Raw genomic sequence first — 25,305 nt, forward strand, 5'->3', positions numbered from 1 at the left:
TTCTAGAGGTTTAACCGGCCGGTAACATTAACGCGCTTTAATCACGGTCAGTCTGTACCGGGTATCTGCGGGTAAATGCGATGCAATTCAGTATTTTGAAGGCAAACGGACGCAACCTGGCGCGGGGTATCGCCGTCCTGATGGTTGCGGGCACCGCGGCGGGATGCAGTTCCCAAGTCTCGCGGTTCAACAGCGTCGACGACGTCTTCACGTCGTCCACAAACAACCAGCGCGCCATCATCGACAAGCAGGATGCCGCCCAGCCATATCCCGGCGATGCCGCGGTTTCGGCTGCGCCGCTCGACGGCAGCCACACCCAGTCGGTAAGCCGTTCAAGCCTTGAACCGGTCACGACGCAGCAATTGCCGCCGGTCGATCAGGCGCAGCCAGCTACCGCGTCGGCGCCCGCCGCCCGTCCGGCTCGCACCGCTACGGCGCCAGCCGCTCCCCGGGTCGACCGGACTGCGACCGCAACCGTGGCAAAGCCGTTCAAAGAGTCACGGCCCGATGCTCCGCGCATGGCGACGGCGAGCGGCGAACCGCGTGCAGCCGAGATCATCGTCAAGGACGGCGAGACAATTTCCGGCCTGTCGCGGCGCTACGGCGTGCCCGCCGACGCGCTGATGAAGGTCAATGGGCTAAGCGCGACCAACGGGCTGAAGACTGGCCAGAAGATTGTCATTCCGGCCTATGCCTATTCGGGCAAGAAACCGGCGCCGAAGCTTGCCGACGCCAAGCCCGCGAACGACACCAAACACGATTTGCCGGCCAAGGCGCCGGAGATGGTGGCCGTGCTGCCGCAGCAGCCCAAGCTCAAGGAGGGCAAGTCCGCCGCGCAGGTGGATGCATCGGCCGCGGCAAGCCAGCCGAAGGACGCCGCACCCAAGGCGGCTGGTGCCGGTGGGTCCTATACCGTCCAGCAGGGTGATACGCTGTCGGCCATCGCCAGGAAGACCGGCGTCGGCGTGGTTGCGTTGAAGCAGGCGAACGGCATGCAGGACGGTCTGCTCAAGATCGGCCAGACATTGAAGGTGCCGGCCGGCGGCACCGCGACAGTTGCCAGCGCCAGGCCGGCAAAGGTCGATCCGGTTACGACTGCCACCACCCCGCCTGCGCCAAAGACCACGCCGTCGGAGACGCTCGCCGCCTACACGCCGCCGAAGAAGGATGCGAAGCTCATCCAGCAGGCCGAGGACGACGACGCGGTCGCGCCAAATGCCACCGGTATCGGCAAGATGCGCTGGCCGGTGCGCGGCCGCGTGATCTCCAGCTTTGGCGGCGGCAAGGACGGTGTCGACATCGCCGTGCCGGAAGGAACGCCAGTCAAGGCGGCCGAGAACGGCGTCGTCATCTATGCCGGCGATGGCCTCAAGGAATTCGGCAACACGGTGCTGGTGCGCCACGAGAACGGTTTGGTCACAGTCTATGGCCACGCCCGTTCGATCGAGGTCCAGCGCGGCCAGAAGGTCAAGCGCGGCCAGGAAATCGCGCAGTCCGGCATGAGCGGCACCACCGACTCGCCGAAACTGCATTTCGAAGTGCGCAAGAATTCGGCGCCGGTCGATCCTTCGACCTATCTTGAATGAAGAAAGTCGATCCTTCGACCTACCTTGAGTAGGCAAGACGATCCTTCGACCTATCTTGAATAGAACAAGAAAAGCGATTGCGGGCCGCCTGACCTCCAGTCCGGCCCGCCGGCTCAGCCCGCTCCGCAAGGGGCGGGCTTTTTCAGTGGCTTTTCCGGACCATGATCTTCTCCGAAAAAACCGGGCTCCACTTTTTGCTGCGCTGACCTTCGGTTCGGGATCATGGTCTAATCCTGCAGCGACTTGCCGAGCCGGCCTGCCAGATCCTGGGTGTACTGCCAGGCGACGCGACCCGAACGGCTGCCGCGCGTCGTCGCCCATTCCAGCGCCTCGGCGCGCAGCGTCTCGGGATCGATGGCGAGTCCGTGATGGCGGACATATCCGTCGATCATGTCGAGATACTCGTCCTGCGAGCATTTGTGGAAGCCGAGCCATAGCCCGAAACGGTCGGAGAGCGAGACTTTTTCCTCGACCGCTTCCGACGGGTTGATGGCGGTCGAGCGCTCATTGTCGATCATGTCGCGCGGCAAAAGGTGGCGCCGGTTCGACGTGGCGTAGAAGATCACATTGGCCGGGCGGCCCTCGACTCCGCCTTCGAGCGCCGCCTTCAGCGACTTGTAGGATGTGTCGTCGTGGTCGAAGGAGAGGTCGTCGCAAAACAGGATGAAACGGTAAGGCGCTGCCTTCAGCAGCGCCATCAGCTTCGGCAGCGTGTCGATGTCCTCGCGGTGGATCTCGATGAGCTTGAGTGGCAAATCCAGCTTTGCCGATGCGTTGACCGCCGCATGTACGGCCTTGACCAGCGAGGATTTTCCCATGCCGCGTGCGCCCCACAACAGCACGTTGTTGGCGGCGTAACCGGAGGCGAAACGCTCGGTGTTGTCGACCAGTATGTCGCGGACGCGGTCGACGCCGCGGATCAGGCCGATGTCGACCCGGTTGACCTTGCGCACCGGCTCCAGATAGCCGGGATCAGCCTGCCAGACGAAGCAGTCGGCCCGGCCGAGATCGGTTTCCGGCACCGGGGGCGGGGCGAGGCGGGCGACCGCCTCGATCAGGCGGTCGAGCTTCCTGTTCAGGGCTTCGATGGTGCTGTCGGTCATTCTTGTCTTTTGTTTTTGCATTAAGAGCAACGGAACCTATCGATTCCGGCGGTTTCGGAACCGGCTCCAACCTTTTGTTAGGGCACGATCTTTTTTGAGAACCGCGCTCCATCCTTCGGGACCATGCTCTAACACGGCTCAACCAGCCGGAAAAGCAGCTGAAATGCTCGGTCGCAGTTGCATTGGCAACTTTACCGACTATATTCCGGCCAAATTTCACGGGGCCGCCAAATTACCCGTTTGGCGGCTGTTTTTCAAAATTCAGGAGTACTTCGATGTTCGTGACCCCGGCATATGCCCAAGGCGTCGGCACCTCCCCGGATATGTTCATCAGCATTTTGCCGTTTGTCCTGATTTTTGTGATCATGTATTTTCTGATCATCCGGCCGCAGCGCACGCAGTTGAAAAAGCGTGGCGAGATGCTGGCGGCGGTTCGCCGCGGCGATACGGTCATCACCGGCGGCGGTTTCGTCGGCAAGGTGACCAAGGTCATCGACGACAACGAGCTCGAGATCGATCTCGGCGGTGGCACCAAGGTAACGGCGCTGCGTTCGACGATTGCCGATGTGCGCGTCAAGGGCGAGCCAGTGGCGAACCAGAACGCCAAGAAATAAACGGATTGTCGGCACAACGTTTCCCCAGGATCGCCCCGTCCGGCAACGCCATTTGCTGTATTTTCGCGCTTCAGGACGACTCTGATCTGGCTGACCGCCGGTATCACGGGGCGCCAACGATCTCGTGATGCCATTGTGCGCTGGTCCCATGCCGGCAAGATTGACAATAGTTGAAGAAAGCCCGATGGCAGCATCAAAGTGAACTGCCTTGTGCTCGACATCAACCTATGTGCGGACCACGGCTCGCCAGGGCGAACCAGAGCGCCTAGAAATAACCCAATTCCAGGCGGAACGATCCGCCCGAACGCCGTGACGGACGACGCCTTATGCTCTATTTCTCGCGCTTCAAGATGATCCTGATCTGGCTGGCCGTGGCCGCCACAGTGATCCTCGCTGCGCCCAATCTTTTTTCGGCAAGCACGCTCGCCAAGCTTCCCGACTGGGTGCCGAAGCGCCAGATGACGCTCGGCCTCGATCTGCAGGGCGGCTCGCATATCCTGCTCAGGATGGATCCGAACGATCTGATCAAGGATCGGCTGGAGACGACGCGCGACGAAATCAGGACGCGGCTGCGCGATGCCAAGATCGGTTATACCGGCCTTGCCGGATCAGGCCGGGCCGTGCAGGTCCGCATCACCGACCCCGGTCAGGTCGAAGCTGCCAAGACGGCGCTGAAGACATTGACAGACCCGGTGGCCGCCGGCCTGTTCAGCGGCGGCTCCGTCCAGGAAATGTCGTTGGATGATTCCGAGCCCGGCCTGCTCAAATTTGCCTTCACCGATGCCGGCATCAAGTATCGCACGTCGACGGCGCTGGCGCAGTCGCTCGAAGTCGTCGAGCGCCGCGTCAACGAACTCGGCACCACCGAGCCGATCGTGCAACGCCAAGGCGACGACCGCATTCTGGTCCAGGTGCCGGGCCTGCAGGATCCGCAACGGCTGAAGGATATTCTAGGCCAGACCGCCAAGCTGACTTTCCAGATGGTCGACCAGTCGATGCCGGTGCAGGACGCGCTCAACGGTCGTCCGCCGGCCGGATCCTCGGTGTTGTATTCCCAAGATGATCCGCCGGTTCCCTATCTGATCGAGAACCGCGTCATCGTTTCTGGCGAGAATCTCGTCGATGCGCAGGCGACGTACAATTCCCAGACCAATGAGCCGGTGGTTTCGTTCACCTTTGATTCCAAGGGGGCGGCGCGTTTCGGCCAGGCCACCTCGCAGAATGTCGGCAAGCTGTTTGCCATCATCCTCGACAATCAGGTGATTTCGGCGCCGCAGATCCGCGAACCGATCCTTGGCGGCAGCGGCCAGATCTCAGGCAATTTCACCGCCGAGAGTGCCAACGACCTCGCCGTGCTGTTGCGTGCCGGCGCGCTGCCGGCGACGCTGACGGTGATCGAAGAGCGCACGGTAGGCCCTGGGCTCGGCGAGGATTCCATTCACGCCGGCAAGGTCGCCGGCGTGATCGGCTCCATACTCGTCGTCGTGTTCATGTTCGTGGCCTATGGCTTTCTCGGCTTCATTGCCAATATCGCGCTGGCGGTGCATGTGGCGATGATCATCGCGTTGTTGTCGTTGCTTGGCGCGACACTGACATTGCCAGGCATCGCCGGCATCGTGCTGACCATCGGCATGGCGGTCGATTCAAACGTCCTCATCTACGAGCGCATCCGCGAGGAGCGACGAAACGGTCGCTCGGTCATCCAGGCGATCGACACGGGCTTTTCCAAAGCGCTGGCGACGATCGTCGATTCGAACGTCACCTCGCTGATCGCAACCGTGGTGCTGTTCTGGCTGGGGACCGGGCCGGTCAAGGGCTTTGCCGTAACCTTCGCCATCGGCATTCTGACCACCGTCTTCACCGCCTTCACCTTCACCCGCCTGCTGGTGTCGATCTGGCTTCGCCGCGCCCGCCCGAAGGAGTTGCCGCGCGCGCCGGTGACCTTCGTCCCGGCGGGCACGCGAATTCCGTTCATGGGCATCCGCCGCTGGACATTCGCGCTGTCCAGCGTGCTGTCGATCCTGGCGGTCGTGCTGTTCATGACCGTCGACATCAACTACGGCATCGACTTCAAGGGCGGTTCGCTGATCGAGGTGCAGGCCAAGGATGGCACCGCCGACATTGCCGACATCCGCGGCAGGCTTTCGGAACTCAACATCGGTGAAGTGCAGGTGCAGCAGTTCGGCGACCCGAACGACGTCTTGATCCGCGTCGGCACGCAGGAGGGCGGCGAGAACGCCGAACAGACCGTCATCGACAAGGTGCGCGGCGAGTTGCAGGACCATTACGATTTCCGCCGTGTCGAAGTGGTGGGGCCGACGGTTTCCGGCGAACTCGCCAAGCAAGGCACCATAGCCATGCTGATCGCGCTGCTCGGAATCCTGGTCTATGTCTGGTTCCGCTTCGAATGGCAGTTCGCGGTCGGCGCCATTATCGCCACGGTCCACGATGTGGTCATGACGATCGGCTTCTTCGTCATCACCGGTCTCGAATTCAACCAATCGTCTCTTGCGGCGATACTCACCATCATCGGCTATTCGCTCAATGACACGATCGTCGTCTATGACCGTGTTCGCGAAGACTTGCGAAAATACAAGCGGATGCCGCTGCCGCAATTGTTGAACAACGCCATCAACGAGACGCTGTCGCGAACGACGCTGACCTCGGTGACGACGATGCTGGCGCTGCTGGCGCTGGTGCTGTTCGGCGGCGAGGTGATCCGCTCGTTCACCCTGGCAATGCTGTTCGGCGTCGTCTTCGGTACCTATTCGTCGATCTTCATCGCCGCGCCATTGCTCATCCTGTTCAAGCTTCGTCCGGAGACTGCGACGGCCGATGTGGAGAAGCCGGTGAGCGGCGGCAAAGCCATGGCAAGCTGACGGGCGGCCAACGGGATGACCAAAGGCATTGTCATCCGTGAAGCGCATTTCCCCGGCCGGGCGCCGATCGAGGCCTATGGCAATGGCGGGTTTCGCTTCGCCGACATGTCGCATCGCGGCTCGCTCCTGTGCCTGCCGTCGGGCATCTATGGCTGGGAGCCGGCCGATCCCCTGGCGCTGACGGCGGCGGATTTCGCCAAGCTGCTCAACGAGGCTGACAAGGTCGAGATCTTGCTGGTCGGCGCCGGCAAGGATCTCAGGCCGTTGCCGGCGGCGCTGCGTGCTGCGCTGAAGGCGGCGGGTGTTGCGGCCGATCCGATGTCGACTGGTGCTGCCGTGCGGACCTACAATGTTCTTCTGGCGGAAAACCGCGCGGTGGCCGCCGCGCTGATTGCCGTCGAGTGACGTGAGCGAAAACGCCAAAATCGTCAGGGAAACGGTGCGCGCCGCCGATCATGACCGCTATGTCTGCGCGCTCTATGCCCCCGAGGACAAGCGTGACGCGCTGTTTTCGCTCTATGCCTTCAATGCCGAGATATCAGGCATTCGCGACCGTATCCGCGAGGCTCTGCCGGGGGAAGTGCGGCTGCAATGGTGGCGCGATGTCATCGCAGCCGGGGACACCGGGGCAGGCACCGGCCATCCCGTTGCCGACGCGTTGAAGGCGACGATTTCCGCCCACCGCCTGCCGAAACCCGCCTTCGAGAACATGCTCGAAGCCCGTATTTTCGATCTCTACGACGATCCCATGCCGTCGCGCACCGATCTGGAAGGCTATTGCGGCGAAACCGCAGCGGCGCTCATCCAGCTTGCAGCGATGGTGCTCGATCCCGTCGAAGCGCCGCGTTTCGCCGAGCTTGCGGGCAGGGCAGGATGTGCACAAGCGATGACCGGCCTTTTGCTGCTGCTGCCATTGCACCGCAAGCGCGGGCAGTGCTTTGTCCCGGCCGACATTCTCGCCGCGGCAGGGTCGTCGTCCGATGAGTTTGTTGCGGGCGATGACGGGCCTGGAGCGCAACGCGCCGTCGCCGCGATGATCGCGCTGGCGCAAGAACATCTTGCGGCATTCGAGCAGGGTGCATCGGCGTTGCCGGATTCGCTCAGACCAGCATTTTTGCCGCTGGCCTTGTCGCGCGCCTATCTCGGCAAGATGGAAATTTCTCGTCAGTCACCTCTGAACGGCGTGGCGCGGCTCTCGGCCTGGCGCCTGCATTGGCTGCTGTTGCGCCGCGCAACGCGAGGCTGGCCGGTCGCCTGAAGGCTGACAAGTATGAAGGAACCTTAGAGATGGAAAACCGGGGCTCCCGCCGCGATCGTTGATCTGGGTGGGTAACTGTCCATCATGATGGATCGCTCGATCCGCCATCGCGCATCAGCGTCTCATAGTCGCGACCGCCGTAGAAGATGTTCACAATGCGGACGAGATCGCCTTCGATGACGTAAGCGATGACGGCAGAATGCTCGAACGGAACTGTTCGCAATCCTGGCACGATGTCGTCGCGCCTGCGGCCACCGCGAGGGGCATTGCCGATGTTTTGGCAGCGGTCTTCGATACGCAGAACGAATTTCAGTGCGATATCAGCACTTCCGCTAGCCTCGGCGATGTGTCTGAATATTGCTGCCAGATCACCGCTGGCGCTTTCGCGATACTCGACCTCAAGCCGCCGAATCATCGGCGCGGCTCGAATACTGCGCGAAAAATCCCCTAAGACGGTCGCGAACCTCCTCGCCAGAAAGGTTCGGTCTCGTATCTTCAATCGAGGCCTTGACGCGCGCCCTGATCGACGCCATGCGCTCGGCATGCTCTTCCTCGTCGCGCTGGAAGGCGCGAAGTGCTGCGCGGATGACCTCGCTCGCCGATCCGAAGGAGCCGTCCTCGACCTTTTCGCGGATCATGCGCGCCATGGCTGGCGTGACGGTGACGGACAGTTTCTCGGCGGGCTCCATGGAATTGCTCCCTGTGATGGAGGTAGGATAATATCCTACTCTCCGATCAGCTGACCGACAAGTGCGGAAAAGGGCTACTCCGCTGCTTCAGCCCGCGAAGGCAGCCCCAGCCATTCCCGGCAATCAGCCAACGCACGCGATGTGATGGCACGCCGCCTGGCGACGGTCTTGTCTTTGCCGCGCAGGCGTTTTCCCTCGGCTTTCGGGGCTTCCACCGGAGGGAACAAGCCGAAATTGATGTTCATCGGCTGGAACGAGCGCTTTCCCGGCTCGTCGTCGGAAACGATGTGACCGCCGGTAATATGGTTGAGCAGCGCGCCAAAGGCTGTGGTCATCGGCGGCAGCGCCGGCGCGTGGCCCAACCGCTCGGCGGCGGCAAAGCGCCCGGCAAGCAGGCCGATGGCGGCACTTTCGACATAGCCCTCGCAGCCGGTGATCTGGCCGGCGAAGCGCAGGCCGGGCCGTGATTTCAACTGCAGCGAGTGGTCCAGCAGCGTCGGCGAATTGATATAGGTGTTGCGGTGCAGGCCGCCGAGGCGGGCAAACTCGGCGTTTTCGAGGCCCGGGATGGTGCGGAACACGCGCACCTGCTCGGCGTGCTTCAGCTTGGTCTGGAAGCCGACCATGTTGTAGAGCGTGCCCAGCGCATTGTCCTGGCGAAGCTGGACGACGGCATAGGCCTTTACCGACGGATTGTGCGCATTGGTCAACCCCATCGGTTTCATCGGCCCATGACGCAGCGTCTCGACGCCGCGCTCGGCCATGATCTCGATCGGCAGGCAGCCGTCGAAATAGGGCGTGCCTTCCCATTGCTTGAATTCGGTCTTTTGGCCGTCGACAAGCGCCTGCACGAAGGCGAGATATTGCTCCTTGTCCATCGGACAGTTGATGTAATCCTTGCCGGTGCCGCCGGGCCCGACCTTGTCGTAGCGCGACTGGAACCAGCAGATGTCCATGTCGATCGTGTCGAAATGGACGATCGGCGCGATGGCATCGAAGAAGGCGAGCGCATCGGCGCCGGTCGCTTCCGCGATCGATTGGGCGAGCGAAGGTGCGGTCAGCGGGCCGGTGGCGATGATCGCCTGATCCCAATCCGCCGGCGGCAGGCCGGGCACTTCCTCGCGCTGGATGGTGATGAGCGGGTGCGCTTCGAGCTTTTCTGTCACCGCTCCGGAAAACCCGTCGCGGTCGACGGCCAGCGCACCGCCGGCCGGCACCTGGTGCGCGTCGCCGGCGCTCATGATCAGCGAACCGGCCAGCCGCATTTCGGCGTGCAGCAGGCCGACGGCGTTGGTCTGCGCATCGTCGGAGCGGAAGGAATTGGAACAGACGAGCTCGGCCAATCCATCCGTCTTGTGCGCATCGGTGCCGCGGATGGGACGCATTTCATCCAGCACGACGGGAACGCCGGCTTCGGCCGCCTGCCAGGCGGCTTCAGAACCGGCCAGGCCACCGCCGATGACGTGAATGGGATTCTTGTTCATAAGCGCCGAAATAATCCTTTGTCGCTGCGATTGCAATTACACGATCCGGCGGCGTTGTTGCCGCCAAGTGCCGAAATTGTCTACTGTCGGAGAATGGACGGGAAGCTCGGGATGTTTGCCAGATCGGCATTTCTGACAGTCGTGATCGCCGTGGGCGGATCAGCGGCCGCCGGCGACCTGGCCGCGACAGCTTCCAAGCGGATTCCCATCTGCCACGGCTACAGTTGCAACTATCGCACGATGCTGGCGCTTGGCCCCGGTGACGGCGCGCGTTTCCGCTCTATCCTGCGTGCCGGCGCCGGTTCGCCGCAAGCCGAGCGTGCCGCTATTTCGAAGGCTGTTCGCTATTTCGAGCAGCGCATTCTCCGGGCCACCGGCATTCGCGATCTGCCGCAGTCGGAATTCGGTGCATCGCGCATCAGGGGCCAGATGGATTGTGTCGACGAATCGACCAATACCCATGCGCTGCTGGTCTATCTTGCCGAGCGAAAATTGCTCAGGTTCCACAAGGTCGAGGACAAGGCCTCGCGAGGCTTGCTTGTCGACGGGCGCTATCCCCACTGGACGGCGGTGATCAGCGACCGCAAGGGCACCGAGTGGGTGGTGGATTCCTGGTATGCGCCGATGGGTGGCGCACCGGACATTTTTCCGCTGAGCCAGTGGAAGAAGCGGGGCGTGCTGGAAAGCGGTGCGCTCGACTGACGAAAGGGACTTCCTCGCCAGAACGATCCTCCCAGAACGATTCTCAGTGCTCGTCGATCCTGAAAACAACAACACCCGCCGGGGGAGGAGGTCCGGCGGGTGTCGTTTTGCAGGTCGATCCTCGGGAGGAGGTGAAGATCGACCGTATTCGCCATCGCCGGGGAGGAGGTCGGCTTTGACGAAATTCCTTTCGCCTTATGAAGGGGGCGAAACCCCAGGACGAAACGTGTTTCGTCCTTTAAACAGCGCCCGCCGCGGGAGGAGGTGCGGCGGGCGCCGTTTTTGTGGTCAACCCTCGGGAGGAGGTGAAGGCTGACCGTATCCGTCAGGGTCGGGGAGGAGGTCGACCCTGGCGAAATTCTGACTAGATCGCCTTGCGGGCGATGCTCTTGATCTCTTCGCGGACGATGCCGAGATCATGCAGCTGGCGGTTCGAAAGGCGGCCCAGCTCGGTAACCGTCGAGCGATAAACGCGCCAGTTACGATAGTTGCGGATCAGGTTCATTGTCGTTCTCTTTTCGAGTCAAACTGGTTCGGACCATTTGCGGTCCGAAGAGGATTAGACCGCCTTGCGGGCGACGTAGTGGATGTCGCCGCGGCTGATGCCGAGGTCGGTCAGTTCACGGTTGCTCAGGCGGCTCAGCTCGGAAACGGTGTCCCGGTAGCGGCGCCAGTTGCGGTAGTTGCGGATCAGGTTCATGGTATTCTCGTTTCGTCTTTCTTTCGGATCATTCCGTCTTTGTGTACGCCCAGAAGATAGGTTGGGTCATATCGATTTAAAAGCGCTATTGGTGCATGGCAGCAATGCAAATTGTGCAATGCACAATCACCAGCAATTCTCGTCTTCGACATAGATAGGCACGAATCGGAAAATGCCGTAGCGTCAACGGTTTGATCGGGTCGGCTGAAGAAACGACCAAGCTGGGGGAGAAAGGCATGGCGAGCTATTCATCGCGGGTCAGGGCCGATATCGCACGATGGCTGCAGGCTGGCCTGATCGACGCCTCGACGGCCGAGGCGCTGACGCGTCGACGCCTATGAGCGCAGATCACTGAGCTTCGGCTCGATCCTGGCGATGATAGCGGCGTTGCTTTTTGGTGCGGCCGTGCTGATCTTCGTCGCCGCCAACTGGGAAGCCATTCCGCGGCTGGTGCGGGTGGCTGCGCTCTTCGCCATTATCATCGCCGGCTATGTCGGCGGCGCCGTGCTGAAGACACGCGACCATGCTGCAATCGGCGAGGCACTCTGGATCGTCGCCGCAGCGGCATTCGGCGGATCGATCGCGCTGATCAGCCAGATGTACCATTTGTCCGGCGACGAAGCGTCGGCCTTGATCACTTGGGGCGCGGGCACCGCCTTGGCGGCCATTGCGCTGCGCTCGAACCCGCTGACCGTCGCTTCTGTCGGCATTGCCGACGCGTGGCTGTTCCTGACAGGGTTCGATTATTTCAGGCGCACGAAATTTCCGCACCTCTTCGTCGTCATGGTGATCGTGTTGTTCGCCATTTCGTTCTGGACCCGCAGCCAGGCGGCGCGGCATCTGATCATCCTGTCGGTCATCTTCTATCTCGTGCTGCTGCTTACGGAATACGAAACGCTGCAGGTCGCCGTCCCGCTCATTATCGTGTCGGCGCTGCTTTTCGCGGCTGCGATCTTCGCTGCCGGGCCCGTCGACCGGGTCAACTTGGCGGCCGGCTGCCCTTGCACGCGCTGATCGGGTTTCTCACCGGCCTGGCGATGGTCCAGTTCGAACTGGCCGGTGAAGGCAATAACAGCGGCTTTGGCATTGCCTCGGTCATTGCGCTTGCCGGCATTGTCGCGGCAATTGTGCTGGGCGGCCGCGAGAGCAGGGGCTTGCGCTGGGTTGCCTATGCCGGCTTCGCCTTCGAACTCGCCATCATCTATGTGGTGATGCTGCAGTCGATGCTCGACACCGCAGGCTTCTTCCTTGCAGCCGCTGTGCTTCTTGGCCTGCTCGCCCTTGTCATCCTCCGCGTGGAAAAGCGCATGAGGGTCTCGAGCGTGGAAGGAGCGGCGGCATGATGACCGGCAAAAGACTGATCATTTCGGCGCTGGTGCTCGCGCTCGTCCAGATCGGCTTCCTGAGCTGGATCATCGCCGGCCGGGCTGCGATCCTGCGCGACGGCAAGCAGGTGCTGCTGAGGGTCGAGCCGATCGATCCGCGCGATCTGCTGCGCGGCGACTTTGTTCGCCTTGGCTACCAGATTTCGCGCCTGCCGGTGAAGCTGATCGCCAATGTCCCGGCCGGCAAGCTGACGAGCGACGATACGCCGATCGTGGTCAGGCTGAAGCAGGGCGCCGACGGCTATTGGGGCGCAACCACGGCCTGGTTCGGGCAAGCGCCGGCGCCGGCAGCATCCGACGAAGTCGATATCGTCGGGCATGTGTCGGAGGGGTGGGATCTCAGCGGAGCCGCGACGATCGCGCCGGATTACGGAATCGAGCGCTTCTATCTGCCGGAAGGCGAGGGGATGGCGATCCAGAACGACATGCGGGTGCGGCCGTTCGGCGTCCGCGTCGCAATCGCAGCCGATGGCGCCGCGCAGATCAAGGCGCTGATGGACGGCGACAAGATGCTGTTCGAGGAACCGCTCTATTAGAATTGGCCGGGATTGCATTGGGAAAGCGTGGCCGGCTCGGACAGCATCAAACATGCGATTTTCGTGACAACACGAGTTATTTGGACGGAGGAAGCACGCGCCGTCCGCTGCCTGAATGCCGCGATGGCGATTCTGGCCGTGATCGCCTCGCAGGTGGACTCGATCCCCCAACGCCTTCCGGTACTGGAACCTTAGTCCACTGTTCGAGGGGAGCAGTGGTGCGGGTAGAGGGACTCGAACCCCCACGTTCTCACGCCAGAACCTAAATCTGGTGCGTCTACCAATTCCGCCATACCCGCTGGCTTCGTGTCACCGTGACATGTCTATGTCACAACCCATGTCACAAGTTCAACACTTAGATTCTCGAGGTTTTTGGGCCTCGCGTTGGCGTCCGGCGGCCACGGCGCGGACTTTCTGTCGAAAGTAGGCGACGGCGGCGCGAACAAACTCGTCGGCGGCCGGGTCTTCCTGTCCAAGGATGTATTCAAATTCATTCAAATTGATTCGGAATATTTTGCTAACCGTAAGGTATGATCGCAAACATTGTTTCGCATTAGTAATTCAAACACTCCCTGAATTCGTTATCGCTAATGTAGCAGGCTTTTAAACTGCTGCTGAGAGGTAACCACCAAAGGAGAGTGTCATGGCAAACGTCGTTAAGAGTTTCGCCACAGCTTTGGCCTGTGGTGCACTTGTTTTATCTCTATCTTTTCCCTCCAGCGCAGGAGGCAATAGCGTCGGAGCCGGCGCATCGGTTGGCGGCCGGGCCGGTGTAAACGCCGGTCTCGGCGCCTCGATCGGCGGCAGTGGCGGCGTGAATGCGGGAGTCGGCGCCTCGATCGGCGGTAGCAGCGGCGTGAATGCCGGCGCCGGTGCATCGATTGGCGGCAAAAAAAAGCGCATTACCGCAGGTCTCGGCGCCTCCATCGGCGGTAGAAACGGCGTGAATGCCGGCGCCGGTGCATCGGTTGGCGGCAGCAACCGCGTTACCGCTGGCCTCGGCGCCTCCATCGGCGGTAGAAACGGAGTGAGTGCCGGCGCCGGCGCATCGGTTGGCGGCGGCAAGTGCGTTACCGCTGGCCTCGGCGCCTCCATCGGCGGCAGCAGCGGGGTGAATGCCGGCGCCGGTGCATTGATTGGCGGCAGCAGGGGCGTTAGCGCTGGTGCCGGCGCCAATGTGGGCGGCACTCGTGGCGTGACGGCTGGCCTGGGCGCCAATCTCGGCGGCACCGGTGGTATCACTGCCGGCGCAGGCGCAAATGCAGGCGACACCGGTGCTATTGCAGCGGGTGTGGGTGCCAATCTTGGTGCGGCGAGCGGCGCCGGCGTCGGCGGAATCCTTCCTGGAGGCACCCTTGGAGCATCCGGGACTCCTGGAACGCCCGGCACTCTCGCCATGAGCGGGGTCGCGCAGATGTCCAGCAGCCAGTTGATGCGGATGAAGAAGCGCTGCGTCGACGTGCTCGGGAGCAGCGGCACATACGATCGCGACCTACGTGAGCTTTGCATGCTGATCGCACGCCGCTGAGAAGACTGTTGCGCTAACGGAGTGTCGCATCGGCCGTGCAGGCTTTGACAACACTCTCCTGGCTTCGCGGCCGGCCCGCCACTCCTGAGGTGGCGGGCTTCTCTGCATCAGGACCGCTGCGTTGAGAGGCTGCTTCGGGGTGGCTACACCAGCGGGAGCCAGGACGCAGTAGAACCCAAATCCAGCGCGTCCACCAATTCCGCCGCATCCGCGTTGCCGGCGATCCCAGGCAGCCATCATTCTGTCAATGTCGCGGTCAAAATAGCGGCCGTTCCCGAAAAACGAAAATCGGGATCCATGCGGCAAAATCAGGTGCTACAACATCCTTTGCGCGTCCAAGAGGACGCTCGGCGCTGTAGACGCGAAGATGGTTGAAAATTAGCCGCGCCTGTGACAAAAGGCGTGTCGAATGTGACGGGATGCGACGATCCACTTCTGCAGAATGTGATAAGAAGTCGGAAAAACAAAGACTTATTCACATTTTGGAGCGTGTTTCTGGACGATTTGAGCCGCGTTGAGTGGGCAGATCGCCAAGTCCCGCACCAAAAGCCATTCCCGGCAAGATCATACCGGCAGGCTGTAAACGGCAAGAGCCGTTTGGCTGCCTCATTGGTGGAAACAAAGGTTCTATGATGCAGGTCACCGAAACGCTCAACTCCGGTCTCAAGCGCGAGATCAAGATCACCGTGCCGGCCGGTGACATGGAAGCCAAGCTGATGGCGCGGCTTTCCGATGCCAGGAGCAAGGTCCGCATCAACGGCTTTCGCCCCGGCAAGGTGCCGGTGCAGCACCTGCGCAAAGTCTATGGCAAGTCGTTCATGGCCGAAGTGGTCAACGAGATCCTCAACGATTCGACCCGTTCGATCATTACCGGCCGTGGCGAAAAGGCTGCCATGCAGCCCGAAGTGATCATGACCGAGGACGAGAAGGAGGCCGAGAAGATCCTGGCCGGCGGCGCTGACTTCGAGTTCCGCCTGAACTACGAGATCATTCCGCCGATCGAGATCAAGGACTTCTCTGACATCAAGGTGACGCGTCAGGTGTTCGACGTGCCGGATTCGGAAATAGACGAGCAGGTCAAGCGTGTCGCCGAATCGGCGCGCACCTACGAACCGAAGACCGGCAAGGCCGCCGAAGGCGACCGCGTAACGATCGACTATGTCGGTAAAATCGACGGTGAAGCCTTCAGCGGCGGCGCCGGCACGGACCAGCCGCTGGTGCTCGGCTCGAAAGAATTCATTCCCGGCTTCGAGGATCAACTCATCGGCAGCAAGGCCGGCGACGAGAGGCAGGTCACGGTCACGTTCCCGGAAAACTACCAGGCGGCGCATCTGGCCGGCAAGGAAGCCACCTTCGACGTCACCGTCAAGGAAGTGTCCAAGCCCGGTGCGTTGGAGATCAACGACGAAATGGCCAAGAATCTTGGCCTGGAGTCGCTGGAGCGTTTGCGTGAAGTGGTGCGCGGCCAGATCGAGAACCAGTTCGGCTCGATGACGCGCCAGAAGATCAAGCGCCAGCTGCTCGACCAGCTCGACGCCGCCTACGCGTTTGAGGCGCCGTCGAAGCTCGTCGAAGCCGAGTTCAACAACATCTGGAACCAGGTCAACCGCGATCTGAAAGCCGCCGGCCGCACCTTCGCCGACGAGGAGACGACGGAAGACGAGGCGCGCGCCGAATATATGCGGCTTGCCGAGCGCCGTGTGCGTCTCGGCCTGGTTCTCGCCGAAATCGGCGAGAAGGCCGGCGTCAGCGTGTCGGACGAGGAACTGCAGCGCGGCCTGCTCGAGCAGGTGCGCCGCTATCCGGCCAACCAGCAGCAGGAAGCCTTCGAATTCTATCGCAGCAATCCCGAAGCGCTGAACACGTTGCGCGCGCCGCTGTTCGAGGAGAAGGTGGTCGACCATCTGCTCAGCCAGATTTCGGTCACCGACGTCAAGGTCAGTAAGGAAGAACTGATGGCCGACGACGAAGACAGCGAGACGGCCAAGGCGAAGCCGGCGAAGAAAGCCGCAGCGAAGAAGGCCGACGCCAACAAGGCCGACGATGCGGAAGAGCCGAAAAAGAAAGCCGCGCCGAAGAAGAAGGCCGCCAAGGACGCCGAATAACACGACATTTTGCTGGATGTGAAAGGCCGCCCTCGAGGCGGCCTTTTTCGATGTCGCCGACGTCGCAACACCGCTGCCGTCACGGCCACCGCCCTATTCGCGCGGCAATTGATTGACGAGGATCCGCATCACGGTGACTCGTTCGGGTAGCTCGATGAGAAACTCTTCGTCACGCGGCAGGTGATGTATCTTGTGCGGGTCACCGCCGGTGAAGCTCGCCATTGCTTCGACATCAGGCCAGAACGAGATCGTCACGAACTCTGTCTCTTCTTCGCGATCCTCGCGAAACAACTGCACGCCAAGTGCCTTCTCCTGAAGCGGCGGAATGCCTTCGGCGCGTAGATATGCCTCGTAGGCGTCCGCCAGATCACGGCGTGTCGTTCCCCGCCAGATACGGACGATTGTGGCGTTGTCGATCATGGAGTGCGCTCCTCTCGATGGGTTGTCATGAGGATGGCGCAGCGATGGCGGAATCCGCTGCGGTGTTGTGCGGGCGATTAACGCAGGAGCTTGCCGAGAAACCGTCGCACCAGTGGCAGGGCGACCTCGAAATGGGTCTCCAGCAGCCAGTGCCCTGCGTCGTTTAGCAGATGCAGCTCGGCCTCGGGGAGATCGCGCAGATAGGCGCGCGCTGCCGGCTCGGGCATGTATTCGTCCTTCGGTCCCCAAAGGATCATTGCCGGTGGCCGCTGCTCGCGCAGATATGCCTGGTAACGAGGGAACCAGTCGAGATTGGCCTTGAGCTTCTCCATCAGTCCGACCGAAAGCGCACGCCGCACAGGCGTATCCATCAGCGGCCAATGCAATTTCCACAGATCGGGAGGGACGCGTCGAGCGACGTCGTCATCGACTTCGCCTACGAACTCGGCGCGAAAGCCGTCTTCGCTCACCGCCTGTTCGAGCGGCGCACGGTTCGCTGGCGAAGGATCACGCCAGAAACGCCGGATCGTTTCATACTTCGGGCCAAGAGCATCGGCGTAGATGTCGCCATTCTGGATGATCAGGGCCCTGATCCGTGATGGCTGCGCTATGGCGTGGCGCAGGCCGATCTGCGAGCCGTAGTCGTGCAGCCATAGGGCGTAGCTGCCGAGTTCCAGAGCGTCGGTGAACCGCTCCAGGAACGTTGCATAAGCGTCAAAATCATAACCGAACCGTGCGGAATCGGGGGTTTCACTGTAGCCAAAGCCGGGGAAATCCGGCGCGATCGTCCGCCACCGATCGGCGAGCGCCGGCATCAGCCGGCGATATTGGAAAGATGAGCAGGGATAGCCATGCGGAAGCAGCAACACCGGCGCGGTTTCAGGACCTGCTTCTCTGTAAAAGACGGTGTCGCCGTCGATCGTGCGGGTGCAGTGGCGCACCTCCAGGTCGCTCCTGTCGTTCATAGACACTTCTCTGATTTTTGATCTTTCAGATGTTTAACCGTAGCTGGTCTAACGCCTCGACCCGGTATGCGTTCCGATTGCGCTCGACGTCGATCGGCCTGCCGCGCCCCTCTCGACCGGCAATCCTGCGGGTCGACTTCTTCTATCTGCCGGCCAGATTCTGTGGTATGGAGATGCCGCAATTCCATGCGGGAGACGCGGATATTCCGCTCTGTCGTGAAGGGGCGCCTGCCGTATCGGCACGCGCTGATCGTCCAAGGCAGATTTGGCGATCGGGAGGATATGCCATGCGTGCAATCGCGTTTTTCGCAGTCGTTTCCGTTGCGACCTTCGTCACAAGCCAATCCCAGGCACAGGATGCTGCCGCGGGTGAGAAGGTCTTCGCCAAATGCAAGGTCTGTCACGTCGTGGACAAGGACCAGAACAAGGTCGGTCCGTCGCTGAGCGGCGTCATCGGCCGGACGGCCGGCACGCATCCGGGCTTTCGCTATTCCAAAGCCATGACCGAGGCGGGTAAATCCGGCCTCAAATGGGACGACGCCACGCTGACGAATTATCTTCGCGATCCCAAGGCCATGATCAAAGGTGGGAAGATGGCGTTTCCCGGTCTCAAGAAGGACGAGGATCTCGCCAACGTCATCGCCTATTTGAAGCAATTCTCCAAATGACCTGGTTCTTCCGCCAGGAAGTAACCCGGCTCTTCCGTCGGCCGAAGGGCCGGCCAGATTGCGTGTGCCAATCGGTAGTCGCCTGAAATGTCGGCTCAGGAAAGCGGCCTCAAGGATAGCGGTAGCGCAATTTCGGAAGCGACGGTCAGTGATTTCTTTGCGCTGCTGAAACCACGCGTGATGGCGCTTGCTGTTTTTACCGCTTTCGTCGGCCTGATGGTGGCGCCCGGGGCGATGAATCCGGTCATCGCCGTTATTGCAATCGGTGCAATTGCGGTTGGAGCGGGAGCGGCCGGGGCACTCAACATGTGGTACGATGCCGATATTGACGCGTTGATGTCGCGCACGTCAAAGCGGCCGGTCCCGTCAGGCCGGGTCACGCCAGGCGAAGCGCTCGGCTTCGGCCTGGTGCTTTCCGTACTTGCGATCATGACGCTCGGCGTGCTGGTGGGGTGGCTCGCCGCATCGCTGCTGGCCTTCACCATCTTCTTCTACGTCGTCATCTACACGATGTGGCTGAAACGCTCGACGCCGCAGAACATCGTCATAGGCGGCGCCGCGGGTGCGCTTCCTCCGGTCATCGGGTGGGCGGCCGCCACCGGCGCCGTCGGAGTTGAAAGTCTCGTCCTGTTTATGGTCATTTTCCTCTGGACGCCGCCGCATTTCTGGGCGCTCGCGCTGTTCAAGATCGGCGACTATGCCGCGGCCGGCATTCCGATGATGCCGAACGTGGCCGGCCAGGTTTCGACCAGAAAGCAAATCTTCGTCTATTCGCTGATCCTGGCACCAATCGGCGTGCTCCCCTGGGCTGTCGGATTCGCGAGCGGATTGTACGGGATTGTTTCGGCCGCTTTGGGTGCGGGTTTCATCTGGCATGCCTGGAAGCTTCTGGTCGACAAAAGATGGGCTGAAGAGATGAAACGCGCAAAGGCGCTGTTTGCCTATTCGATATTCTATCTTTTCGCGATCTTTGCCGTGCTGCTTGCCGACACCGTTGCAATGCGCGCGGTCATGTCAGCCGGAAATTGACGGCATCGTGGCTGCATTGAATCCTGATGTTCTTGGATTGGTTGCCGGGTTGAGAATCGGCGATTGCTGAACGAGGTGCGCCCCGAACCTGCTCAAAGCTCACGTTGGCAGTGCGCAGAATCCCAGCACCAGCAGAATAACTATGCCAAGGCCGAGTATAAGAACGGTCTTTCCATCCATGACCTTCACCCTTCAACCCAGCTTTGAGACTAGCGAAGAAAGGCCGTTAGAGCTAGCGGGATCAACGGAGCCGTCCCGCAGATAAAGGGCCGCGACAAATGCCATGCAAGAGCGTATGTTGATCTTGGTGCAGGTCGCGATTTTGCGTGGCCAATCACGCTGAACGGCAGCACCGTGAAATCGCGACCTTACCGGACCTGGTCTGGAGGAATGGTCATGGCAAGTTTTCACGTGATTGCAGGCGCCAGCGAGACGCTGGAGCACACCAGAATTCGAAAGATCGGCGTTTCCGACCTGTTCGATGCGCTCAAGCGTGGCGTCGACGATTTCATGGTCAAACCATCGCACATCGTTTTCCTCTGCCTGATCTATCCGCTTGTCGGCGTCGTGCTCGCTGTCTGGACGTCGGGCAACAACGCGTTGCCGCTGTTGTTTCCGCTGGTGTCCGGTTTTGCGCTGATCGGTCCATTCGCGGCGCTCGGCCTTTATGAGATCAGCCGGCGGAGAGAGGCCGGGCTCGATGCCTCATGGAGCCACGCTTTCGAGGTCAGGAATTCTCCAGCGCTGCCGGCCATCGCGGCGGTCGGGATCATGCTGCTTGCGATCTTCATCGCCTGGCTGTTGACCGCGCAGTTATTTTATCAGCAGGTGTTCGGTCCGGCCCCGCCGGAATCACTGTCCAGCTTCATCAGTGAAATATTCGCCACCGGACGCGGCTGGACGCTGATTATCGTTGGCCACGCGATCGGCTTCGTCTTCGCCGCGGTCGTGTTGTGCACCACGGTCGTCGCGTTCCCGTTGTTGCTCGATCGCGACGTCGGCGCCTACGAAGCCATCCACACCTCGGTGCGCGTGGTGCTGGCCAATCCGATCGTCATGGCTGTCTGGGGCCTGATTGTCGCCGTCGCGCTGATCATAGGCTCGCTGCCGGTGTTCGCCGGGCTGGCGGTGGTGCTGCCGATCCTCGGTCACGCCACCTGGCACGTCTATCGCAAAGTCGTGGAATCGCCGGCTTCCACGAAACCGGCGAGCTGAAAACATCCTGCCTTGCCGCACCAGCGAAAGGCCGGTGCGGCAGGTCGGCAAGAGCGGTTAGTAAGCCGGGTAGCTAAAGCGGGCTTGCTGTGCGTCGCTGGTCAGGTTGCGGAAATCCTTGCCGCTGACATGCACGAGCGTCCTGTGGTCGCCGCCCTCGAAATAGATATCGCCGGCATTGCCGAGGCTTTCATCGACGATCACCGGCACATCGTAGGCCGCCCCGATCGGCGGGATGGCGCCGGTGTCGCAATCCTCGAAGAGCGAAACCACCTCGTCCTCGGAGGCGAGCCCGATACGCTGGTGCATCACGTCCTGCAAGGTGCCGAGCTCGATCCTGTGCGTGCTGGGGACCACGGCCAGCGCATAGCCACCGTCGTGGTGAACCACCACCGATTTGGCCATGATGCTGCCGGGCACATGCGCCGCTAAGGCGGACTGCCTGCTTGTCGACGTGCGGTGGTGCTCGACGGTATCGTAGGAAATTCCTTTCTCGTCGATAAAGTCCTTCAATCTGTTTGCGATCGTCATCTTGAGCCTCCCTTCCTGGAGTTCGCGACGGAGAAACGACAAAAATCGTTCTCCTTCTGTCGTTTTCCGGTGGTGACAAAAATGGGCCAGCTGTCGACCGTTTCAAGGCAAGGCAGCCGTGAACAACTCCTCCGGCATCGACGGAACCCGGATTGCGCGTCAGGGCTCGGAACCAAAAAACAGCGTCCGGGTGAGAAGCGTGTACTCCGATTCGAAGACCATCATTGCCACGAAGACCAGCACCAGGATCGGCGGCAATATGATCGCATAGGTCAGCGCCAGCCGTTCCCAGGCCATGTGCATGAAGACCGCGACGATCAGCCCGGCCTTGAGCATCATGAAGATCAGGATCAGCGACCATCTGAGATAGCCCTGGAGGCCGACGTAATCGACCAGATAGGAGCAGGCGCTGAGGATGAACAGCCATACCCAGACCACCAGATAGAGCTTGATCGGGTGCTCCTGATGAACCTCCGCAGGGGCGATGCCGGTTGCTGCCGCATCATGCGCTTGAACTCCATGCAGCGTATGTTGCCCCAGGCCATTTGCGGTTGCTTCAGCCATATCTGCCTCTCACCAAAGCCATGTCTCTCATCAAAGCCATGTCTGCCTCTCACCAAAGATAGAAGAATGCGAAAATGAACACCCAGACCAGGTCGACGAAATGCCAGTAGAGCCCCATGATCTCGACGTGCTCGTAGCGGCCCCTGCGGCTGGTGAAGAACCCGGGCCGGCCGGTTTCGTAGTCTCCGCGCCAGACCTTTCGCGCCACGATGATCAGGAAGATCACCCCGAACGTCACATGGGTGCCGTGAAAGCCGGTGATCATGAAGAAGGATGACCCGAACTGCGCCGCACCCCACGGATTGCCCCAGGGACGGACCCCTTCGGTGATCAGCTTGGTCCATTCGAAGGCCTGCATGCCGACGAAGGTGGCGCCGAGCGCTGCGGTCAGAAGCATGAGGATCGCCGTCTTGCGGCGGTCGTGGCGGTAGCCGAAATTCACCGCCATGGCCATCGTTCCGCTGCTCGAGATCAGCACGAAGGTCATGATCGCGATAAGGATCAGTGGAATGTTCGAGCCGCCAATGTGAAGGGCAAAGACCTCGCTCGGATTGGGCCACGGCACTCGGGTGGACATGCGCGCGGTCATGTAGGAGAGCAGGAAGCAGCCGAAGACGAAGGTGTCGCTGAGCAGGAAGATCCACATCATGGCCTTGCCCCAGGACACGTTCTTGAAGGCGCGCTGATCCGAGGACCAATCGGCGGCGACGCCTTGCAAACCCGCTGGCCGCGGCTGTGCTTGGCCGGTATGCGTCAGTGTCGTGTCTGCCATCCGTCCGGCCCTCCTAGATCAGCAGCTGTCGGCAAATCTCGATAAAAGTCGCGGCCCAGCCGGCCAGAAGTGCAAAAATGGCGAGCCAGACGAAAAGCAGGAAATGCCAGTACATGGCGCACAATTCGACGCTGAGGCGAAGCCGCTCCGGCCGTGCTCCGTTCCAGGCGCCGGCAGTTGTTCTGCCCAGGCCCACCAGCCCGCCCAGTATGTGCAGGCCATGCATCCCGGTTATCAGGTAGAAAAAACTGTTGGCCGGATTGGCGGTCAGCAAATAGCCGTCGGCGGTCAGTTCCCGCCAAGCCACAAGCTGTCCGCCCAGGAAGGCAAGCGCGGTGAGCCCAGCTGTGACGAGGCCGAGCCTGACCGCGTCGATCTCGCCCCGGCGCGCAGCGACCGAGGCGCATTGCAGGGCGATGCTGCTCAGGACCAGCACGCCGGTGTTGAACCAGAGCACGCGCGGCAGCGGCAGCGCCTGCCAGTCCGACAGCGCCATGCGCATGAAATAGGCGCTGGTGAAAAGCGCAAACAGGCAGCCGACGACGGCGAGGAAGACGCCGAGGCCGATCTTGGCGGTCGGCAGCGGCGATCCTTCGAGGCCGATAGCATCCCCTATCAAACCTTGCTCGAGCCATGGCTTGGCCATCAGCCGCTGGTGGGAAAGCCACCATCCGGCAAAGCCGGCGATAACGAGGAGGAACACCAGAATGACGCTCATGCCGGCTCCCTGGAGGTTCCGAAGGAGCCCGGCATGTTTTGTGGGATAAAATCCTCCTTGGCGCCAGGCACGCTGTAGTCATAGGCCCAGCGATAGACGATCGGCAGTTCCTTGCCGAAATTGCCATGGGCGGGCGGTGTTTCCGGCGTCTGCCATTCAAGTGTCGTGGCGCGCCACGGATTGCCGCCAGCCTCGCGGCCGTGGCGAATGCTCCAGATCAGATTGAACAGGAACACGATTTGGGCAAAGCCGACGAGGAACGCCATTATGCTGATGAAGGCGTTCAGATCGTGGGCCGACTCGGTCATGACAGTCGTGGCGGTCAGTTCGTGGTAGCGGCGCGGCACGCCCATCAGGCCGATGTAGTGCATGGGAAAGAAAATCAGATAGGCACCGAGGAAGGTGACCCAGAAATGGAACTGGCCCATCGCCTCGTTCAGCATCCGGCCAGTGACCTTCGGGTACCAGTGATAGATCGCCCCGAAGATCACCAGGATCGGGGCGACGCCCATGACCATATGGAAATGGGCAACGACGAACATCGTGTCCGATAGCGGAACGTCGACGACGACATTGCCGAGAAACAATCCGGTCAGCCCGCCATTGACGAAGGTGACGATGAAGGCCAGGGCAAAAAGCATCGGAACGGTGAGGTGGATGTCGCCGCGCCACAGCGTCAGCACCCAGTTGTAGACCTTGATCGCGGTCGGGACGGCAATGATCAAAGTCGTGGTGGCAAAGAAGAAGCCGAAATAGGGATGCATGCCGCTGACATACATGTGGTGCGCCCAGACCACGAAGCTCAACGCACCGATGCCAACGATGGCCCAGACCATCATCCGGTAGCCGAAGATGTTCTTGCGCGCATGGGTGCTGATCAGATCGGACACGATGCCGAAGGCCGGCAGCGCCACGATGTAGACCTCGGGATGGCCGAAGAACCAGAACAGATGCTGGAACAGGATCGGGCTGCCGCCGCCGTGCTGCAGTTGTTCGCCCATCTCGACGATGGCTGGCATGAAGAAGCTGGTGCCGAGCGCACGGTCGAACAGCATCATGACGCAGGCGACAAACAACGCCGGGAAGGCGAGCAGCGCCATGACGGTCGCGGTGAAGATACCCCAGACGGTCAGCGGCAGGCGCATCAGCGTCATGCCGCGTGTGCGGGCCTGCAGCACTGTCACGACGTAGTTCAAGCCGCCCATGGTGAAGCCGATGATGAACAGGATCAGCGAGACGAGCATCAGGATGATGCCCCAGTCCTGGCCGCCTGGTGTGCCGGACATGATCGCCTGCGGCGGGTAGAGCGTCCAGCCGGCGCCGGTCGGTCCACCGGGCGCAAAGAAGCTCGACACCAAAACCAGCACGGCGAGCAGGTAGATCCAGTAGCTCAGCATGTTGACATAGGGAAAGACCATGTCGCGCGCGCCGACCATCAGCGGGATCAGGTAGTTGCCGAAGCCGCCCAGAAACAGTGCCGTGAGCAGGTAGATCACCATGATCATGCCATGCATGGTGATGAACTGGTAGTAGGCTTCGGGGCTGATGAAGTCGAACGTGCCGGGGAAGCCGAGCTGCAGCCGCATCAACCAGGACAGCACCAGCGCCACCAGGCCGATTGCCGTCGCCGTCGCCGAATACTGGATGGCGATGACCTTGGCGTCCTGCGAAAAGACGTATTTCGTCCACCAGCTGTGCGGATGATAGAGTTCCATCTCCGCGACTTCGGCCGGCGGTACCGCATCTGCAGGTGTGACATCGACCATATAGGAACACCTCCGTGCCCTTTTCGGCCTGACTCGACAGTTTCGAGCCCTGCCGCAATTTCAACCCAAATCGCCGTCCTGCCGGCGT

At 61.3% G+C, this 25,305-nt stretch carries 25 protein-coding genes, 1 tRNA gene and 1 pseudogene; 13 read left to right on the top strand and 14 right to left on the bottom strand.

What is annotated here, in order from left to right; genetic code table 11:
* The first annotated feature begins 80 nt into the window (after window positions 1–80).
* On the top strand, window positions 81–1,586 hold the full coding sequence (locus tag JG739_RS16195; protein ID WP_202362475.1) for a peptidoglycan DD-metalloendopeptidase family protein: 1,506 nt from the start codon (window positions 81–83) through the stop codon (window positions 1,584–1,586).
* Window positions 1,587–1,813: 227 nt separating this feature from the next.
* Here JG739_RS16195 and JG739_RS16200 read toward each other — a convergent pair whose 3' ends face one another.
* Window positions 1,814–2,689 (bottom strand): ATP-binding protein, encoded by an 876-nt coding sequence (locus tag JG739_RS16200; protein WP_202362476.1) that lies wholly within the window; start codon window positions 2,687–2,689, stop codon window positions 1,814–1,816.
* 275 nt (window positions 2,690–2,964) lie between these two features.
* On the opposite strand from JG739_RS16200, the gene yajC reads away from it, so the two are divergent.
* From yajC to JG739_RS16220, 4 genes are all read left to right on the top strand, one after another.
* The gene (gene yajC / locus JG739_RS16205; protein WP_065007771.1) at window positions 2,965–3,303 is read left to right on the top strand and encodes a preprotein translocase subunit YajC; all 339 of its coding nucleotides are present in this window, start codon (window positions 2,965–2,967) and stop codon (window positions 3,301–3,303) included.
* A 326-nt stretch (window positions 3,304–3,629) separates the two neighbouring features.
* Window positions 3,630–6,182, top strand: a complete 2,553-nt coding sequence (gene secDF, locus JG739_RS16210; RefSeq protein WP_202362477.1) for a protein translocase subunit SecDF — start codon at window positions 3,630–3,632, stop codon at window positions 6,180–6,182.
* 15 nt (window positions 6,183–6,197) lie between these two features.
* Entirely contained in the window at window positions 6,198–6,587 is a 390-nt protein-coding gene (locus JG739_RS16215) for an Mth938-like domain-containing protein (RefSeq protein ID WP_202362478.1), read from the top strand.
* Between the two features lies 1 nt (window position 6,588).
* Window positions 6,589–7,440 carry a phytoene/squalene synthase family protein gene (locus JG739_RS16220; RefSeq protein WP_202362479.1) on the top strand — a complete coding sequence of 284 codons (852 nt, stop codon included), beginning with the start codon at window positions 6,589–6,591 and terminating at the stop codon, window positions 7,438–7,440.
* Between the two features lie 82 nt (window positions 7,441–7,522).
* On the opposite strand, the gene JG739_RS16225 is transcribed toward JG739_RS16220, so the two are convergent.
* The 3 genes from JG739_RS16225 to trmFO all read right to left on the bottom strand — a co-directional run bounded on the left by JG739_RS16225 (window position 7,523) and on the right by trmFO (window position 9,613).
* Complete coding sequence (locus tag JG739_RS16225) at window positions 7,523–7,855, bottom strand: type II toxin-antitoxin system RelE/ParE family toxin (RefSeq protein WP_202362480.1); 333 nt, start codon at window positions 7,853–7,855, stop codon at window positions 7,523–7,525.
* Window positions 7,839–8,129, bottom strand: a complete 291-nt coding sequence (locus tag JG739_RS16230) for a type II toxin-antitoxin system ParD family antitoxin (protein ID WP_202362481.1) — start codon at window positions 8,127–8,129, stop codon at window positions 7,839–7,841. The genes JG739_RS16225 and JG739_RS16230 overlap by 17 nt, the downstream gene beginning before the upstream one ends.
* A 74-nt stretch (window positions 8,130–8,203) precedes the next feature.
* On the bottom strand, window positions 8,204–9,613 hold the full coding sequence (gene trmFO, locus JG739_RS16235) for a methylenetetrahydrofolate--tRNA-(uracil(54)-C(5))-methyltransferase (FADH(2)-oxidizing) TrmFO (protein WP_202362482.1): 1,410 nt from the start codon (window positions 9,611–9,613) through the stop codon (window positions 8,204–8,206).
* Between the two features lie 111 nt (window positions 9,614–9,724).
* Here trmFO and JG739_RS16240 point away from each other — a divergent pair, with 111 nt between their 5' ends.
* Entirely contained in the window at window positions 9,725–10,315 is a 591-nt protein-coding gene (locus JG739_RS16240) for a hypothetical protein (RefSeq protein ID WP_244749452.1), read from the top strand.
* 364 nt (window positions 10,316–10,679) lie between these two features.
* Here JG739_RS16240 and JG739_RS16245 read toward each other — a convergent pair whose 3' ends face one another.
* Both JG739_RS16245 and JG739_RS16250 read right to left on the bottom strand, forming a co-directional pair.
* A complete protein-coding gene (locus tag JG739_RS16245; protein WP_023802557.1) occupies window positions 10,680–10,820 on the bottom strand; it encodes a DUF1127 domain-containing protein in 141 nt (46 codons plus the stop codon).
* Between the two features lie 54 nt (window positions 10,821–10,874).
* On the bottom strand, window positions 10,875–11,015 hold the full coding sequence (locus JG739_RS16250) for a DUF1127 domain-containing protein (protein ID WP_202301979.1): 141 nt from the start codon (window positions 11,013–11,015) through the stop codon (window positions 10,875–10,877).
* 236 nt (window positions 11,016–11,251) lie between these two features.
* Here JG739_RS16250 and JG739_RS16255 point away from each other — a divergent pair.
* Together JG739_RS16255 and JG739_RS16260 are read left to right on the top strand one after the other, a co-directional pair.
* Window positions 11,252–12,358 (top strand): annotated as a pseudogene (locus tag JG739_RS16255) (DUF2157 domain-containing protein).
* Entirely contained in the window at window positions 12,355–12,936 is a 582-nt protein-coding gene (locus JG739_RS16260; protein ID WP_202362483.1) for a GDYXXLXY domain-containing protein, read from the top strand. Before JG739_RS16255 ends, JG739_RS16260 begins: the two are co-directional and overlap by 4 nt.
* Before the next feature lie 216 nt (window positions 12,937–13,152).
* Here JG739_RS16260 and JG739_RS16265 read toward each other — a convergent pair.
* Window positions 13,153–13,235: transfer RNA gene (locus tag JG739_RS16265), tRNA-Leu, on the bottom strand.
* A gap of 344 nt (window positions 13,236–13,579) precedes the next feature.
* Here JG739_RS16265 and JG739_RS16270 point away from each other — a divergent pair.
* Together JG739_RS16270 and tig are read left to right on the top strand one after the other, a co-directional pair.
* Entirely contained in the window at window positions 13,580–14,464 is an 885-nt protein-coding gene (locus JG739_RS16270; RefSeq protein ID WP_202362484.1) for a hypothetical protein, read from the top strand.
* A gap of 632 nt (window positions 14,465–15,096) precedes the next feature.
* Entirely contained in the window at window positions 15,097–16,569 is a 1,473-nt protein-coding gene (tig, locus tag JG739_RS16275) for a trigger factor (protein ID WP_202367492.1), read from the top strand.
* 93 nt (window positions 16,570–16,662) lie between these two features.
* Here tig and JG739_RS16280 read toward each other — a convergent pair whose 3' ends face one another.
* The gene (locus JG739_RS16280; protein ID WP_202362485.1) at window positions 16,663–16,989 is read right to left on the bottom strand and encodes an antibiotic biosynthesis monooxygenase family protein; all 327 of its coding nucleotides are present in this window, start codon (window positions 16,987–16,989) and stop codon (window positions 16,663–16,665) included.
* Window positions 16,990–17,066: 77 nt separating this feature from the next.
* Window positions 17,067–17,954 (bottom strand): alpha/beta fold hydrolase, encoded by an 888-nt coding sequence (locus JG739_RS16285; protein ID WP_202362486.1) that lies wholly within the window; start codon window positions 17,952–17,954, stop codon window positions 17,067–17,069.
* A 287-nt stretch (window positions 17,955–18,241) separates the two neighbouring features.
* On the opposite strand from JG739_RS16285, the gene JG739_RS16290 reads away from it, so the two are divergent.
* The 3 genes from JG739_RS16290 (at window position 18,242) to JG739_RS16300 (ending at window position 20,866) form a co-directional block, all read left to right on the top strand.
* On the top strand, window positions 18,242–18,622 hold the full coding sequence (locus JG739_RS16290; RefSeq protein WP_202362487.1) for a c-type cytochrome: 381 nt from the start codon (window positions 18,242–18,244) through the stop codon (window positions 18,620–18,622).
* Between the two features lie 87 nt (window positions 18,623–18,709).
* Window positions 18,710–19,651, top strand: coding sequence for a heme o synthase (locus JG739_RS16295; RefSeq protein ID WP_202362488.1), 942 nt, complete (start codon window positions 18,710–18,712; stop codon window positions 19,649–19,651).
* Between the two features lie 396 nt (window positions 19,652–20,047).
* A complete protein-coding gene (locus tag JG739_RS16300; RefSeq protein WP_202362489.1) occupies window positions 20,048–20,866 on the top strand; it encodes a DUF2189 domain-containing protein in 819 nt (272 codons plus the stop codon).
* 57 nt (window positions 20,867–20,923) lie between these two features.
* Here JG739_RS16300 and JG739_RS16305 read toward each other — a convergent pair whose 3' ends face one another.
* From JG739_RS16305 to ctaD, 5 genes are all read right to left on the bottom strand, one after another.
* Window positions 20,924–21,397 (bottom strand): aminoacyl-tRNA deacylase, encoded by a 474-nt coding sequence (locus JG739_RS16305; protein WP_023802548.1) that lies wholly within the window; start codon window positions 21,395–21,397, stop codon window positions 20,924–20,926.
* A 159-nt stretch (window positions 21,398–21,556) separates the two neighbouring features.
* Window positions 21,557–21,961: a cytochrome C oxidase subunit IV family protein gene (locus JG739_RS16310; RefSeq protein ID WP_202362490.1), complete on the bottom strand. Its 405-nt coding sequence runs from the start codon at window positions 21,959–21,961 to the stop codon at window positions 21,557–21,559.
* Window positions 21,962–22,010: 49 nt separating this feature from the next.
* The gene (locus JG739_RS16315; protein WP_123150667.1) at window positions 22,011–22,733 is read right to left on the bottom strand and encodes a heme-copper oxidase subunit III family protein; all 723 of its coding nucleotides are present in this window, start codon (window positions 22,731–22,733) and stop codon (window positions 22,011–22,013) included.
* Window positions 22,734–22,746: 13 nt separating this feature from the next.
* The gene (locus tag JG739_RS16320) at window positions 22,747–23,451 is read right to left on the bottom strand and encodes a cytochrome c oxidase subunit 3 (protein ID WP_202362491.1); all 705 of its coding nucleotides are present in this window, start codon (window positions 23,449–23,451) and stop codon (window positions 22,747–22,749) included.
* Window positions 23,448–25,217 (bottom strand): cytochrome c oxidase subunit I, encoded by a 1,770-nt coding sequence (gene ctaD, locus JG739_RS16325; protein ID WP_202362492.1) that lies wholly within the window; start codon window positions 25,215–25,217, stop codon window positions 23,448–23,450. Before ctaD ends, JG739_RS16320 begins: the two co-directional genes overlap by 4 nt.
* Between the last annotated feature and the right edge of the window lie 88 nt (window positions 25,218–25,305).

The sequence above is a fragment of the Mesorhizobium sp. L-2-11 genome (genome assembly GCF_016756595.1).
Classification (GTDB): domain Bacteria; phylum Pseudomonadota; class Alphaproteobacteria; order Rhizobiales; family Rhizobiaceae; genus Mesorhizobium.